The sequence below is a fragment of the Paraburkholderia sp. BL10I2N1 genome (assembly GCF_004361815.1).
Classification (GTDB): domain Bacteria; phylum Pseudomonadota; class Gammaproteobacteria; order Burkholderiales; family Burkholderiaceae; genus Paraburkholderia.
The window spans coordinates 1,227,322-1,241,536 of the sequence record NZ_SNWA01000002.1 but is presented as its reverse complement, the minus strand read 5'-3'; the positions used below and the strand labels follow the sequence as shown (position 1 = coordinate 1,241,536).

Genomic DNA, 14,215 nt, shown 5'->3' with positions numbered 1-14,215 from the left:
GAGTTTCATTTCCCAGGCCGGGGCGCATGACGTTGAAGCAAACATATACGTGCCATCTTCGGTCTTGACGACAGAGCGGCACGTCCGATGGAGCCGCGCACTGCCAACTGCCCCCTCCAGCCTGACCGTGTCACGGGATGCGGCCGGCCGGTAGAGCCGCCTGCGCTTGTCAGTCGTCACGTCGTGCCAATCGCGAGGCGACGATTGCGATGGCTGCTGGCCGCAATTTGCCGTGTCGACGGTTCGCGACAGCAATCACTGACGCGTCAACAAATTGGGGCACGCGTACTCAGGATATCCACAGCTTTGCCAACAGATTGTGTGGACAACTTGACGGTTCTACAGGGGGCATTTCCAATACAGCTTGGAAATCATCGCACCGCACGCCCACGTGCAGCGGTGACGAACCCGACCAGTCTCCCGTCCGACGAAACGGTAGCTTCTGTAGTGACAGTGCTTTCCATGGCTGCATTGGCTCTTCGTTAGCCCGGCTGTCGGGCAGTCCATGAGGGCCCGGTACCAGTCCCATCATAATGCATACGCCCCTTCGGTTAGAGATTATCGCTCACATCGGTTAAGCCGAAGCGGCCACCGTAACGTCCATTTGGCAAGGTGCGCGAGGAACGTCAGGGCAATTCATCGTGCCCGTCACGTTGCCCTTGTGGTCGGCCGCGGGTCTTGGGCAATTTTTCATCAATGACCACGGTGTTCGCCATGCGGTCATGCAACCCCTGCCTGCGTGGGTTGAACAGCACCCAGAGAAATCCGGCGCCGCCGGTCGCGAAGCAGACCAGGTAACCCAACGTTCGCATGGCGGCTTGTCTCGCCGTCATTGGCTGTCCTGTATCAGCATCGACAATGCGCAGACCCAACGCTCGTTTGCCTGGGGAAGTGCCCCACGTGGCCCACATGATGCCGGTCACGACTACCGGAATACATTGCGCGACTGTCAGCCAGAACAGGATGGATGGTCCGGCCAGTGCTGGCGCACTAAGCAATTCCTCCGCCGACGGTCCGACAGGGACGAATAGCACGAGCACCGTCCACCAAATGCTATCAATCAGCAGCGCACGGCCCCGACGCGAATAGGTGGCGTATTGCATCACATGTTCCGCGTGGAAGGTCGAGCGTTGAGGCGTAACATCCGGCCCGACTAATCGAGCAGCGTTGGCTGGTCATCGCCAGCAGGCTTTGCGCGAGGCGCTCTTGGGGGCAACGGGAACGCCTCTGCGTGCATTTCCTCCGCCCGGTAGAGTTGCAGAAACGACCGCGCTTCGTCCATGCTGCGGCATGAAAGCCAGTCCTCGTAGTCTTCAGGTCGAATGACGACGACAGAGCGTTTTTCGTCACCAGGTTTGTGGAATCGCCTCATCAACGGATGTGTGTCGGCATTCACAGTGAGCATGGTGAATGATAAAGACGCCTTACCATCCGGCTCTTCCCACGCTCGCCACAGCCCGGCAATGGCCGTCGGTTGTTCGCTCGCCAGATTGATACGCCAACGGACAGGCTTTCCCGATTCGTAGTTGGGCTCAAAGAATGCTCGGCAAGGTATCAGACAGAGTTGGAGGCGGGTCCATGCGCTGGAGAAGCTGCGCCTTTCGCCAATCGTCTCGGCGCGGGCGTTCATCGTGTCATATGGACGAACGCCGGCGGGAATGCGCTTGCGAGGCACCATTCCAAACGTCGCCGGGTTCGTACACCAACCGCCCTCGCCGCGCCGAAAAATCGGCGCCGTGTAGTCTTTGTAAATCTCGCGCTTGTAGTCAAAATCAGGCGCCTGGAACAGCCTGTGCGCCGCAAACCGCTCGTGTGGATTTGGCTCGTAACTTGTACACATGGGCGCGACCTCCGCTTTCCGGACATCATATTCCATCGCAGCGGCGTCCGTTTTCTTCTGGAGAGAACGGGAACGGAGGTCGAAAATCATACAGAAGCTCGTTGCTTCGAGACATTTCGCTTTCGCTACGAAGTCGCTTATAGTGGAACCGGTAGTGTCGAGCATGCGCTCTTTTAACAAGTCGCCGATGCGACGGGGAGATACACAATGGTGAACACACCCGAACGGCCGCCTGGCGAACGCGGGTATGCACCTGAATCGATGCAGACACTAGCCGAATATCTCGAACTCTCCCTTGACGGAGCAACGAGCGTCGTAATGATGCGTCACGGAAGCGATGTTTGCACTGTATATGTTGGCGACCCGGCAGGTCTGCCCGAAGACCTCAAGAAGCAAGGGGCGATTTCGGCCAGACTCGCCAATGAGATGCTCGAATTGACTCATTCCGGTGCGAACCAGATGGAAATCGACGGGCAGGCGTACCGGTTTGTTCGCAGCTTCACGCAGGTCGGCGACAGCGCGGCCGTCGTGTTCTCGGCGACCTAGAGCGGAGCTTGGTCCTTGCAAGAACTCTGGATTACCTCCTTCACGATTTGCTCTGCGTTGTGCGAACCCGTCGCAGATGTCCGAAGGGCTCCGTCTGTTGCCGCGACGGCCTTCCACTCGCTTACCGATTTTTTCCCTTTATATCGGCACCGGACCATCGTGCCTATGCTTTCCGTACTGCCGATTCCGGGGTGCGAGTCGGTCAGATGGCCGACGCTGAGGGCAGCTACGTACAGGTCGGCGGTGGGAGCGTGACATGCGTGGGTGTCGCGGACAGTCGGGCCGTTACCGATGCCTAAGGCCTCGACGTGTTGAAAGAAGGTAGCGAGCAGCGAAAGCCGCAGTTCACTGTTGTTGCCGTACCCGTGCCAGCGGACTGCCTGCAAACGGGTCATCGCGCCAGTCGACCCTTTCTCGATTCTTCCGCTGCGGCTCCTCCGTTGAAGATACTTCGAAGTGTTCGATGGATTGTCCGGCGCTAATGGCTTTCTTCAACCATTGCGGCATCTCTTCCTCGCCGTTCCACGTGTCTCCCCTCGCACTACGGTAGCGCGCTTCTGTTTGCTTTGATTGCTCAGCCGCCAGGGCTGACGCCAGGTCGTCCGGCTTGATGCCAAACTCCTGCATGCGGCGGCGGAGATAAGCAACTATGCTGTCTCGCTTTCTTTCGTCCATGAACTATTCCTTCTTTAAGCTATCCATTTGTGGAAACCGTTCGCCGATTGCAGCGATGCGCAGTTTCCGTAGATTGAACACTGTAATCAGCTGCGAGCGACCGATGCAGTCCACCACACGCTGTTACGTCGGCGGGCGGTGACCATTTCGGTCCCTGGAAAATGACGGAGGATTATTCGAAACTGTGTTCAGCCCTGGGATTGAAACTTAGCTTCAGCCATGTCGTAAACTCGTAGCAATATTATGTGCGCTCGTGGCATAGGCGTACGCTGGCTTGTAGGTCGTTCCATCGCATGCCGAGCACCGAACTGCTAGGACGACCAGCGGCAGAGATAAATGGCTGAACGGATGGTGACCGCACGGCGTTGCAACATGATTGGGAGCTATACCGAGAGTCTTGGGAGAGGCTGACGACTCGCCCGGCCTCCAATTTTGAGACGAGTAATGGAGTCTGTGTCCTTGCGCGGTGCTCTCAGTCTGCGAGGGCGTCCGTTGATTTTCGGTATTCCTCGATATTTCTATCTTTTATACCGAACCGCGAGACAAATCAAACGTTTAATGTATTTCACTATAGTGCTTTCGCCAACCTGACGCGGGGAAGCGTAGTCGCTGGGCAAATATTCGCCATCGCCGCGACGGATTTCGCTGATGGGTCCGGGCATGATGGGCGGAACGGGGCCGGGGTGGAGGCATATGGGCGGCTACTACTCTTGCCTGACGCCCGAGCAATTACGTCAACGACAGTACATGACAGACCAGTACCTGAGGATGCAGCAGGAAATGATGGACAACATGATGTGGCAGCAGTACTGGATGGGTCCTCCTGCCCCGACGAAATAAGCAGAGGCAGTCGGCCCAAGAGCTAGGCCGTTTGGCGGCGGGATTTAATGCGCACAATTGCGCAAATATATCGAATTTCGCGCTTTGCTATACCAGACGGGCAACCAGTGCAGACGTGCCTCAAGCACGCAAAATCGCCGTTTCGGTTTAGGTAAGGGTTCGTATCCCGTCCGCTAGCGCTTAGACACAGTCGAGGACTGCGACTAACGATTCAGTCGTCGTCCTCGTGATGATGGTGTTCCCATCCGCGATGCCGACCGTGGTCATGCCATCGGCGCTCGTCGCCGTAATCGCCTTCATAGCGGTATCCGTAGCCATAGACTCGGGCCGGCGCGTAGACCACCTGCGGCGGCGCCTCGTACACGACCGGAGGCGGTGCGACATAGACAGGACCGGGCACACCCAGAAAAACTCCGACGTCTACGTGAGCGAAAGCCACGCTGGATGCACACACAGCGGAGATGCCCACGGCAAGAGAAAGGATAGCGCGCTTCATGGAGTTCTCCTGTCCTGCTCAGTTCTGACGGGTGCCAGACACGACGAACGGCGCCGATTATAAGGGTGCAACGCCGGAGCAGGTACGGCCGGATTGTCAATTCTGTAACCGGCAGTAACCGTAATGGTCCCGCCGGTTTTTGAGGCTGATTACGACGCGCTCAGGGAGTCGCCCGAGACATGAACGCGCTGACCGACCTGGACCGGCGGCTGCGTCGTGTAGTTGAAATTCCGGTAGCTGCCGTCCTGCATTCTGACCTGCACCTGGTAGCTCGTCGCCTTGCGCACAGCATGCTCAATGCCATTGCCCGCAAGGCCACCGCCGACGGCGCCGGCAATCGTTGCCAAAACGCGACCGCGTCCTCCGCCGACCTGATTTCCCAACAGCCCGCCAGCGACTGCCCCGCCTACGGCCCCGAGACCCGTTGTTGGCTCGGGTTCCTGGACCGTATTGACGGAGACTACTTCGCCGGCGTTCGGGTCAACGGCGACTGGCCTCGGGGCGGGTTTTGCCGAGGATTGATATGCGTCGTTGTTCGCAAACCTCTGGGCCTGCTCAACTGGCACACTATGGTGATGATGGACGCGCGGCTGGGCGGGTGATTCCTCCCGGGTCACGCGTTGCTCCACGTTCGGTTGCGGCGAAGCGACCGGTGCGCTGGCGATTTGTGCCGCGACCGGTATAGCTTGCGTCGGAGGCGCCGTCACAGCTCGGGACGTCGGAAGAATGCCCGTCATCGCCGCGATACCCGTAGCGCTGGCCAGGATGACGGCCACGGCTGCACCTGCAACCAAAGGGTGAATGCGACCACGCTGCGGTGAACTGGAAGTCAGGTTGGTGCTCATGTCGCGCTCCGTTGATGTGTGTCAGCAAGAACGCCGCAGCCGACAGAGCGGTGCACCGGGCCACTGCGAGATTTGTAAGCAGTTGTAGTGCTCTACGGAGGGTTCAAGGGGAAGCCTCCTCAAGAGCAGACCGTAGAAGAGTCAAGAACAGCCTCGCGTCAGACTGCATTCTTTTTTAAGGTCAGGATACGGCGCCGGAACGTTGGTTTCCACTCCGCGCGGGCGCGAAAGCATGGGCAACATCCATGGCATACAGAAAAAAAGGACCCGTACGTGCTGTCGGGTCCCATAAGGGATGGCTATCGCCTGAGGTCAATGGCGGCACCGTAATGCCTTGTTGACCATGCGGCGGTGACCATCCGCTGGACGTGAGAAACGAACGCTACTTACAGACAATTACGAACCAGGCGCGGTTTGGACACAAGGACGGCAGCGGAGACAAGCCAACCTGCGACTGGCGCGAGCGGAAATGGCATCGGTACGTTCGATGAGCTCAGGATACGCGTGAATTCTTAGCGCAGGCTTAGCCCGCAACCGGCGGCTCTGATGGAGGGCTGTGGTGACCGCGAGTCTGCTGAGTGCCAATTTAGACGTCCCAGGCTAAATGATGAGACAGCGGCGCGCGACGGCCATGCGCCGGCCTATCCCTGACTCTGGTACTCGTTATCCGTGGCTGTGGAAACGAAGAGCGCCGTCTGCGTTAAGCGTGACGCCGGTGACGAAGCTGAAATACCCAAGGCGTCGCGCTCAAGCTGTTCTCGGGATACGTGGCGAACATCGGCACCCTTGTCAACGTAGACCACAAATTCCGCGATGTTCTTCGCGTGGTCGCCGATACGCTCGATAGCCTTCGCTATGAACAGATAGTCCAGGCCAATCGAAATTGTTCGAGGGTCTTCCGTCATGTACATTGCGAGCTTGCGCACGAATGCTCGAAACTCATTATCGATGGCTTCGTCATCCCGGACAATCTGTGCAGCCGCAACGGTATCCATCCGCCCAAATGCATCCAGCGCTCTGTGCAGAATGTGTAAGGCCATTTCGCCGGAGACCGTGATTTCAGCGGTGTTGATGGTTAGTGCCGCGCCGTTCTCGTGGATGCGCCGCATTCGTTTCACTATTTTCCGCGCCTCGTCGCCCGCGCGTTCGAGGTTGGTAATGCATTTTGAAGTGGCCATCAGGAGTCGCAAGTCACGCGCGGCGGGCTGTCGGCGAGCAATGATGTTGCTCACCTCTTCGTCGATTTCGGTTTCCATCGCATTGAGCCGATGCTCACCTTCGAGGACCTGGTCAACGAGTGCCAAATCTAATTCGTTCAGGACCTCCAACGCGTGCGCAATCTGTGACTCCACGAGTCCGCCCATTTCGAGCAGCCTCGATGACAGGAGGTTGAGGTCCGCATCAAACTTATTGGAAAAGATGCTTGTCTGACATGTTCGCTCCTCAGCCGACGCGACCTGTGAACTAATCGTTGGTGGCCGGCGGTGTCGGGTCCCAAAAATTTGTTTGGTTGCCACTCCGACCTCGAGCTTCAACTGGTTTCGCCTGGCACCTGGCTCCGGGTGTTCCGACCGTCGAGCCCGACGCTTTCGGCATCCTTCAAAACAATATATACCGTATTATCGTACGCTTCGCATTCAAGGCATACAACAACCTGGGCTGTGCAGCCATACCCTGCCGTTGAGGGCGGTGACCGCCACCCAATCAGGAAAGTCAACCATCGTCGGATATCGCCTGGGAGTTACAGTCGTTGTTGAATAGTCCGCGTGTACGTAAGCGCGCGCTTTGTCGCCGAAGCGGATGCGTCTAGTGACACGGTCGGGAACTTTTCACGAGAAAAAACCAAGGCCGGCGCCAAGAAGGCCGGCGACACATACCGCCGTTGCTATGCCGGAGACAAGCCAAAAGTAAACTCCGCGAGGACGATGCTGACGAGGCAGCGCAGTGACGCTGAGCGCGATAAGCAACCCAACTACAAGTGGCAGCATCAGCGCGTTGACCACCTGCGCACCGACATTCAACGATACGAGGTTCGGCGCCAGCCAGACGAGATATGCACTGACGGCGACCGAAATCACATAAACCCCATAGAACCACGGTGCGCTCGCCGGCCGGTCTTCAAGTGACCGCCTGTATCCCGCCACTTCACCTAGCCCCCACGCCAGCGACAGCGAGCAGACAATAGCGGCCACCATCGAGGCGCCAAGAACGCCGGCACTGAAGAGAACGCCTCCCGCACGTGGACCGACTACTGTTGCAAGGGCAGTACTGATTTCGCCCACGCCTTGTAAAGCGCGGTGTTGACCATTACCCGATAGCGTTGCTGCGGCAGCGACAAGAACCGCTGCCGTCAGCAGCTGCGTAAGGACCGCCCCAACGGCCGTTTCGACCCGAGCCGATGTGTAGTGTCGCGGAGTCAGCCTTTTATCTGCCACTGCCGCCTGCTGGTAAAAGACCATCCATGGATTGAACGTTGCCCCAATGAGCGCCGCTGCAAGGTATCCAAACTGGCGATTGCCAAGCGGGAGATTGGTTAACTGCCCGAACAGGTCGTGGATGTGCGGACGCGCCTTCCACGCAACAATGAAAAACGTCAATTCGAAGGCACCAATGACGATTGCAGCCTTGTCTACGCGCTTATGCGAGCCGGTGAGCACGACGGCTATCAGGGCAACGACGGCAAGCGGCAATGTAACGGAGCGCGAAACCCCATACATCTCACCTATACCAGCGACACCTGTGAATTCGGTCACGAGTGAGCCGAGTACGGCAACGACCAGTCCGATTGCCGATACCCATGCCCACAGCGGACCGAAGTTCGAGCGGATGAGTTCGCCGTGGCCTCGCCCGGTGAAAATGCCGAGCCGGACCGTGAGCTCCTGGACCATGTACAGCAGGGGGATGAGTGCAAGCAGCACCAGCAGCAGTTGAAGGCCCCATTGCGCGCCGGCCTGCGCCGCCGTGACGACATTCCCAGCATCGCAGTCGGCGAGCATGACGAGCAGTCCAGGTCCCCATAAAGCAACCCAGCGCAGACTGGGCGAGACCTTCGGTTTGAGAAGCGAGGAACCAGTCATGCGTTCTGAAAGGAAGCGAAGGTAGTATTTGGCTGTCTGATTGTAGCGTGCCGCGCACGGTCAGCTGACGTGCCCAACCCAGCAAAGACATTCCACGGCCGGGCAACGAGGCACGCTGTCGCTACCGCTAGTGCACTGATGCGTTAACCAGCGCAGCAACGAGATTTACAGGAATTTGAAATGGACACGTACATCCTGTTGGGCTGTGGCTTTGGTCTGGGCCTGCTGATTGCAATCTGGGGAATCTGGAATCTCAGGCAACCCCCAGAGCGAGGCGTCGACGAACGCGTCGCGGAGGACGCGGACGGTTATCAGTTGGAGCACTCATAACGTTCCGACGCAGTATGTGCCAGATGGCACACGCGGAACAAGGCACACTGGCCGTTATACGGCGCTGAGGGACGCCGCGTAATCGAGAATGAGAGCCCTTGTCGTTCGCAATAAAAGCGGGGCGTGGGGCCTTTATATTTTTGTCATGGGAAACCACCTACACTCGCGCGTTCACTCTTCGGACCACGGCGCTCATGACTCAATCCCACAAATCAGACGTCAAACGATTCCGTGCCAACCTGCGGGATGAACTCGACGGTGCGGCACTCTACGACGAACTTGCGGCAGCAGAGCAGAATGAAGCCCGAGGCGACGTGTTCCGTCAGCTGGCTCAGGCGGAACGTGAACATGCGGAGTTATGGCGCTCCAAGCTTCAGGCGCGTGGCATCCACGCCTCAACGGCGAAACCCTCGTTCAAGACGAAGACGCTGCGTATGCTCATACGCCGGTTTGGCCCTCGCTTCGTCCTTCCCGCTCTGGCTGCCGCTGAGTTTGCGGACCGCAACAAATACGCGAACCAGCCTGATTCAGAGGGCCTGTCCGCCGATGAACACAGCCATGCGGCAGTCGTCGCGGCGGCCGCACAGGGAGGTCACCCAGGAGGCGTGACCGGTGCTGAAATCGCCCGGGCAGAGTCGTGGCATCGCGGCGCTTCAGGGAATGATTTGCGGGCCGCCGTGCTCGGCGCCAATGATGGCCTGGTGTCAAACTTCTGTCTCATCATGGGCGTCGCGGGGGCCGGGTCGTCCAACAAGGTCATTCTGCTTACCAGCGTCGCCGGACTCATCGCCGGAGCCTGTTCCATGGCACTTGGCGAATGGCTTTCGGTGACGAATGCGCGAGAGCTCGCGCAGACTCAAATCGCCCGTGAAGCCGAGGAGCTCGAGCACACACCCGAGGCTGAGCAGCGCGAACTGGCACTTATCTATCAGGCGAAAGGCCTCGACAAGGACGAGGCCCACCGCGTCGCCGAACAGTTAATGCGCAACCATGACAAGGCACTCGATACGCTGACGCGCGAAGAGTTGGGCATTGACCCGGACGAACTCGGGGGAAATCCATGGAGTGCGGCCGGCACGTCCTTCGGCCTCTTCGCACTGGGCGCGATATTTCCAGCCATGCCGTTTTTCTGGTCTCATGGCCTGGTTGCCATTGCGACCAGCATCGGACTCAGTGGGCTTGGGCTGGCCATCATTGGTGTGGTCACTTCGCTTTTTAACGGCCGGACACCTTTGTTTTCCGCCACCCGGCAGGTCGTCATTGGCTGTGTCGCTGCCGCCTTCACCTATGGTGTCGGTGCACTGCTTGGGGTATCCATGTCCTAGTGCATCAGTCAACTCGCCCGAGCCGGGGCGAGTTGGTCAAGGAAGCTCAGAATGCGATTGTCGTCCGCATACCCACGACAGCTTCGTCGCCGACCCGCTGGGACGGGTTGCCCGGATTCGGAATGCCGCCGGCCGGCCGGAACGCGTACTGGAAGTCCGCCTGCAACTGCCACCATGGTGCGACCTGATACTGGTAGGTCGCCTCTATGATGGTCTCCGCGCTGCGCGACGGGTAACCCGGCGTATAGGAAGCGGTGTCGCTCGCCAGGTCCTGTGCATGTGAGCCGATATGTGCGTAGCCCACGGCCAGCCCGACGACATCGTTGTCGCGCCCCTTGAACGGCGCCTTCAGCGTCACCCCGGCGTTCACCCCAAGGTCGACCAGATTGCGGTCGCCAGGCGCGCCCATAATTCTGGCAAACACGCCGACCGATTGCGGGCTGTCAGCGCTCGGGCGCCAGACCATCTGGTCGGCAACCGCGTAGAAGCTGTAGTTGCCGCGATGGCTCTGCGCGATACCATTCTTGAAGGCAGGGTGCTGAGCCTGTACCAGATTTCGCCGGTTCAGCGCTTTCACCCGGAGGGACGATTCGCGGAAGTTGGCGCTGAGGGAATTGTCACTGAGAAACAACAGGCTTTGCTGCGACAGGACCCGCGACCTTTCCAAGCCATAGAACGAGGGCAAACTAGAATGCTCGAAGCAACGTTGGACAATGTGCAAGCGGCGTTGATGGGCTTTGCAGTCCAGCACGACGCGCTCTTTTCGCTGTTGCTGGTCACTCCTGTTAGCAGCGGCGTGAATTTCGTCTAAAACGGACGGTTTGAAACTCACCATGGCGAAGGCGCTCACAGGGTAGCGGGATCGGTGCCGTCCTGGTCTTTCATGCGGTAGCTTTTGCCTTCGATGACGACGGTCTCGGCATGATGCAGAAGCCGGTCGAGCAGCGCGGAGGTCAGTGTGCTGTCGTGATTGAATATCTCTGCCCAGTGCTTGAACGCGCGATTTGAACTGATGATGGTCGGGCCGTGCTCGTAGCGCTGGCTAATGATCTGGAACAGCGCGTCGGCGCCCTGTTTGTCGACGGGCAAATATCCGAGTTCGTCCACGATCAATACACGCGGCTTGACGTAGCGGCGCAGTTCGCGTTTAAGCCCGCCATGCGCGTATGCGGCATTCAACGAGTTGATGATATCTATCGCCGTGGCGAACAGCACCGAATGGCCGCGCAGACAGGCGGTATGGCCGAGTGCAATGCTCAGATGGGTTTTGCCCAACCCGACGCCACCGAGGAAGATCACGTTGGCCCGCTCCTCGATGAAGTTCAGGCGAAACAGGTTCTGGATCTGCAGGCGGTTGATCTTGCTGGGCCAGTTCCATTCGAACTGATCGAGCGTCTTGAGCACCGGGAACCGGGCGAGTGCGACCCGCCGGGCGATGCTGCGATCCTCGCGCCGCTGCGCTTCACCTTCGATCAGGTGGGCAAGATAGTCGACATGCGACCAGTGCTGGGCCGCCGCTTCAGTGGCCACGTCCTCGTAATGTTGCAGCACGTAGCTCATGTGCATTCCCGCGAGCTGGGTGCGTAACGGATCGGTGGCGGCTTCGCTCTCGTGCACGGAGGTGTTAGGTTCCGTTTTCGTCATGGGGGTCCTCCGGTCCGTAGCGCGAGAGATCCGGTTGCGCCAGTTCGATGTCCAGCAGATCCTGATGGCGGAGCAGGTGCAGTGCGCCGGGCTCCGCCAGGGGCCGCGCTTTCATTTCGAGGATGTTGGCGATGTACTCGCAACTGAAGGCGCGGAACGTCAGGCCATCCTGCAGGGCGCGCGCGACGGCCTCGACGCCGTAAATCTCGCTCAACGCGATGATCTTGCGCATGTGCTGCCGCGCATTGGTACGCCGTTGCTCGAGCCCTTCGCAATAGGCCTGGGCGTGAGGACCAAGACTCAGGAAGCGCAGCATGAGCCGCTGTTCGCGGGCGCTGCGGCGTTGCGCGAGCAGGGCCTTCGGATGTTCGGGGTCCTCGATATCCTGATGGCGATCGTAGCTGCGCACATGGCGGGCGATCAGCAGGCTGTCGTGGTAGATGCACACCCGATCGGGCCACGCCTTGAGCGTCACGCGGGTATTCGCATAGCGCGCCGGCACGGAGTAGTGGTTGGTGTCCAGCGCCACGCGAAACTGACTGCTCGCGCGCACCGTCACAATGCGGGCAACGTCATACGCTGACGGATTGAGCGGCTTCAGATGGGCCTGTTCGGCGGCGAACAGATCGACGGGGCGCTGGTGCGTCTCCCCGTGGATGCGCACGTTCGCGATGGTATCGAGCCAGATTCGGGCCGCGGGGTTGATCGCACTGAACTCGGGGAGCTCAAGCCCGTTGAGGAGATTTTTTTTGACGTATCCCACGCCGTTTTCCACCCGGCCTTTCTCGTTGTTATGGCCTCGAGGCCATAAAAACGAGTATGGTGTGGTAAAAAATATGTGCTGCTCGATAACGAACTAGGCCAAGGCAGCGCCTTTGTGGAAAGCGAGCAGCACATATTATTCGGTTACAAGGTGCGGAGGAAGGCCGTCAGGTCGGGCTGATCCCGCCATTGCTTTTGTCCTTCGGCACCCCCTTCGACTTCGCATATCGCCAGCGCCCGCGCCTTTGTTTCCAGATTGATCTCGGCGTAGATATTGGTCGTCTCCAACGAAACGTGCCCAAGCCAGCCGCGTATCGTATTGATGTCGACACCGGCCTGGAGTAGTAGCGAGGCGGTTGTATGCCGAATCACATGTGGGTGCACATTCTTGCCGGCAAGTGACGGCGCGTTGGCTGCAGCGCGGGTAGCGCAGCGCTTGACGAGTGCATGAATGCCGGAGCGCGTCATCGTCTGGTGGAACCGGTTGAGGAACACCGGCGCGGCGGCGTCCCTTCCCCCGGACTGTAAGCGCAACGCATCGAGCGTGGATTTCCAGAGCGGGCACCGGCGATGTTTATTCCCCTTGCCGACGATGCTGACCGAACGCGTGTGCCAGTCAATGTCGCCAATCTTGAGCTGCGCAACTTCGCTTGCACGCGCTCCTGAGTTAAGGCTACGCTGAAGAAGCCATCGTTTTCGCCGACAGCTTGATGCTGAATTTCGGAACGCGAGATCAGCGACGCTACTGGTTCGATTTCCTGGCCCTGAAGGGCCTTGCAAGCGGGTCTCTCGACCCACTTTGGCTGCTTATGGACGCACCTGTGCCATCAGCCGCGTGCGGCTCATGTAGAGGTTGGCCAGCGCGAGTGCAGTAAAGGCGCGCGTGGCGTTCTTCGCGAGGCCGCGATAGCGCACCTTGCCGAAGCCCCACAGCCGCTTGACCACCGCAAAGACGTGTTCGACCCGGGCACGAATCTTCGACTTGTTGCGGTTTTTCGAGCGCTTGGCTTCATCGACTTCACCACCGCGATTGCGCACACGCTGGTTGGTGAAGTCCTTCGCTTTCGGCGCCTTGCTGGCGATGAGTTCCTTCTGGCTCGCATAGGCGCTGTCACCGTACACACGCCGCTCGTCGCCGTGCAGCAGCGCCGGCAGCGGATGCTTGTCATGCACGTTCGCCGCCGTCACTACCGCGCTGTGTGCCAGAGCCGTCTGGCTATCCACACCGATGTGCAACTTCATGCCGAAGTACCACTGCTGGCCCTTCCTCGTCTGATGCATTTCGGGGTCTCGCGCCTTGTCCGCATTCTTTGTGGAACTGGGCGCACCGATGATGGTGGCATCCACAATCGTGCCGGTGCCTACCTTCAGTCCGCGCCCTTGCAGTACCTCGCCGACCCTGGCGAACAATTGCTCGCCGAGCTTGTTGCGCTCCAGCAGCCGCCGGAACTTCAAGAGCGTCGTACCATCAGGAACGCGCTCGCGCCCCAGGTCAATCCCGACGAATCGCCGCAACGCGGTGCTATCCAGCAGCGCTTCCTCGCAGGCTTCGTCGGCCAGGCTGAACCAGTGCTGCACAAAGTGCATGCGCAGCATGCGCTCCAGACCCACTGGCGGGCGACCGCCTTGACCCTTCGGATAGTACGGCTCGACAACCTCGCACAGTTGCGCCCACGGCACGATCTGCTCCATCGTCTCAAGGAACACATCGCGTTTGGTTGGCCGACGGTACTGTTCAAATCCGGCGCCTTGATCGGCCGCCATCGCAAGGGTCTGTTGTTTCATGCACATCTAACGATTGAACGCCCAATGCCGTTGACCTTTTTCAGCGTAGC

14 protein-coding genes and 2 pseudogenes are annotated in these 14,215 nt (G+C 59.2%); 4 read left to right on the top strand and 12 right to left on the bottom strand.

Features of this window, described 5'->3' with window-relative positions; genetic code table 11:
* Positions 1-626: 626 nt before the first annotated feature.
* Positions 627-1,103, bottom strand: a complete 477-nt coding sequence (locus B0G77_RS27620; RefSeq protein WP_133665148.1) for an RDD family protein — start codon at positions 1,101-1,103, stop codon at positions 627-629.
* A 50-nt stretch (positions 1,104-1,153) separates the two neighbouring features.
* Entirely contained in the window at positions 1,154-1,930 is a 777-nt protein-coding gene (locus B0G77_RS27615; RefSeq protein ID WP_347814191.1) for an SOS response-associated peptidase family protein, read from the bottom strand.
* A 117-nt stretch (positions 1,931-2,047) separates the two neighbouring features.
* Between B0G77_RS27615 and B0G77_RS27610 the strand changes: the two genes are divergently transcribed.
* A complete protein-coding gene (locus tag B0G77_RS27610; RefSeq protein WP_133665147.1) occupies positions 2,048-2,386 on the top strand; it encodes a hypothetical protein in 339 nt (112 codons plus the stop codon).
* Positions 2,387-2,731: 345 nt separating this feature from the next.
* Here the strand turns inward: B0G77_RS27610 and B0G77_RS27605 are convergent, their stop codons facing one another.
* The gene (locus B0G77_RS27605) at positions 2,732-3,061 is read right to left on the bottom strand and encodes an H-NS family nucleoid-associated regulatory protein (RefSeq protein ID WP_133665146.1); all 330 of its coding nucleotides are present in this window, start codon (positions 3,059-3,061) and stop codon (positions 2,732-2,734) included.
* A 648-nt stretch (positions 3,062-3,709) separates the two neighbouring features.
* On the opposite strand from B0G77_RS27605, the pseudogene B0G77_RS44595 reads away from it, so the two are divergent.
* Positions 3,710-3,901: pseudogene (locus B0G77_RS44595) on the top strand (hypothetical protein); the annotation flags it as partial.
* 211 nt (positions 3,902-4,112) lie between these two features.
* On the opposite strand, the gene B0G77_RS27595 reads toward B0G77_RS44595, so the two are convergent.
* The 4 genes and pseudogenes from B0G77_RS27595 to B0G77_RS27580 all read right to left on the bottom strand — a co-directional run bounded on the left by B0G77_RS27595 (position 4,113) and on the right by B0G77_RS27580 (position 8,319).
* Positions 4,113-4,397: a hypothetical protein gene (locus B0G77_RS27595; RefSeq protein ID WP_133665145.1), complete on the bottom strand. Its 285-nt coding sequence runs from the start codon at positions 4,395-4,397 to the stop codon at positions 4,113-4,115.
* A gap of 149 nt (positions 4,398-4,546) precedes the next feature.
* Positions 4,547-5,242, bottom strand: a complete 696-nt coding sequence (locus tag B0G77_RS27590) for a glycine zipper 2TM domain-containing protein (protein ID WP_133665144.1) — start codon at positions 5,240-5,242, stop codon at positions 4,547-4,549.
* 737 nt (positions 5,243-5,979) lie between these two features.
* Positions 5,980-6,676 (bottom strand): annotated as a pseudogene (gene phoU, locus B0G77_RS27585) (phosphate signaling complex protein PhoU); the annotation flags it as partial.
* 395 nt (positions 6,677-7,071) lie between these two features.
* On the bottom strand, positions 7,072-8,319 hold the full coding sequence (locus tag B0G77_RS27580; RefSeq protein WP_133665143.1) for a divalent metal cation transporter: 1,248 nt from the start codon (positions 8,317-8,319) through the stop codon (positions 7,072-7,074).
* Positions 8,320-8,499: 180 nt separating this feature from the next.
* Here B0G77_RS27580 and B0G77_RS43490 point away from each other — a divergent pair, with 180 nt between their 5' ends.
* On the top strand, positions 8,500-8,649 hold the full coding sequence (locus tag B0G77_RS43490; RefSeq protein ID WP_166656287.1) for a hypothetical protein: 150 nt from the start codon (positions 8,500-8,502) through the stop codon (positions 8,647-8,649).
* Between the two features lie 194 nt (positions 8,650-8,843).
* On the top strand, positions 8,844-9,974 hold the full coding sequence (locus B0G77_RS27575) for a VIT1/CCC1 transporter family protein (protein ID WP_133665142.1): 1,131 nt from the start codon (positions 8,844-8,846) through the stop codon (positions 9,972-9,974).
* A 46-nt stretch (positions 9,975-10,020) separates the two neighbouring features.
* Here B0G77_RS27575 and B0G77_RS45335 read toward each other — a convergent pair whose 3' ends face one another.
* The 5 genes from B0G77_RS45335 to B0G77_RS27550 all read right to left on the bottom strand — a co-directional run bounded on the left by B0G77_RS45335 (position 10,021) and on the right by B0G77_RS27550 (position 14,165).
* Positions 10,021-10,809: a carbohydrate porin gene (locus tag B0G77_RS45335; protein ID WP_133666895.1), complete on the bottom strand. Its 789-nt coding sequence runs from the start codon at positions 10,807-10,809 to the stop codon at positions 10,021-10,023.
* A gap of 11 nt (positions 10,810-10,820) precedes the next feature.
* On the bottom strand, positions 10,821-11,618 hold the full coding sequence (gene istB, locus B0G77_RS27565) for an IS21-like element helper ATPase IstB (RefSeq protein WP_133665141.1): 798 nt from the start codon (positions 11,616-11,618) through the stop codon (positions 10,821-10,823).
* Complete coding sequence (locus tag B0G77_RS27560) at positions 11,599-12,393, bottom strand: hypothetical protein (protein WP_133665140.1); 795 nt, start codon at positions 12,391-12,393, stop codon at positions 11,599-11,601. Before B0G77_RS27560 ends, istB begins: the two co-directional genes overlap by 20 nt.
* A 131-nt stretch (positions 12,394-12,524) precedes the next feature.
* Positions 12,525-13,160 (bottom strand): tyrosine-type recombinase/integrase, encoded by a 636-nt coding sequence (locus B0G77_RS27555; RefSeq protein WP_208116506.1) that lies wholly within the window; start codon positions 13,158-13,160, stop codon positions 12,525-12,527.
* A 27-nt stretch (positions 13,161-13,187) separates the two neighbouring features.
* Complete coding sequence (locus B0G77_RS27550) at positions 13,188-14,165, bottom strand: IS5 family transposase (protein ID WP_133665138.1); 978 nt, start codon at positions 14,163-14,165, stop codon at positions 13,188-13,190.
* Positions 14,166-14,215 lie beyond the last annotated feature (50 nt).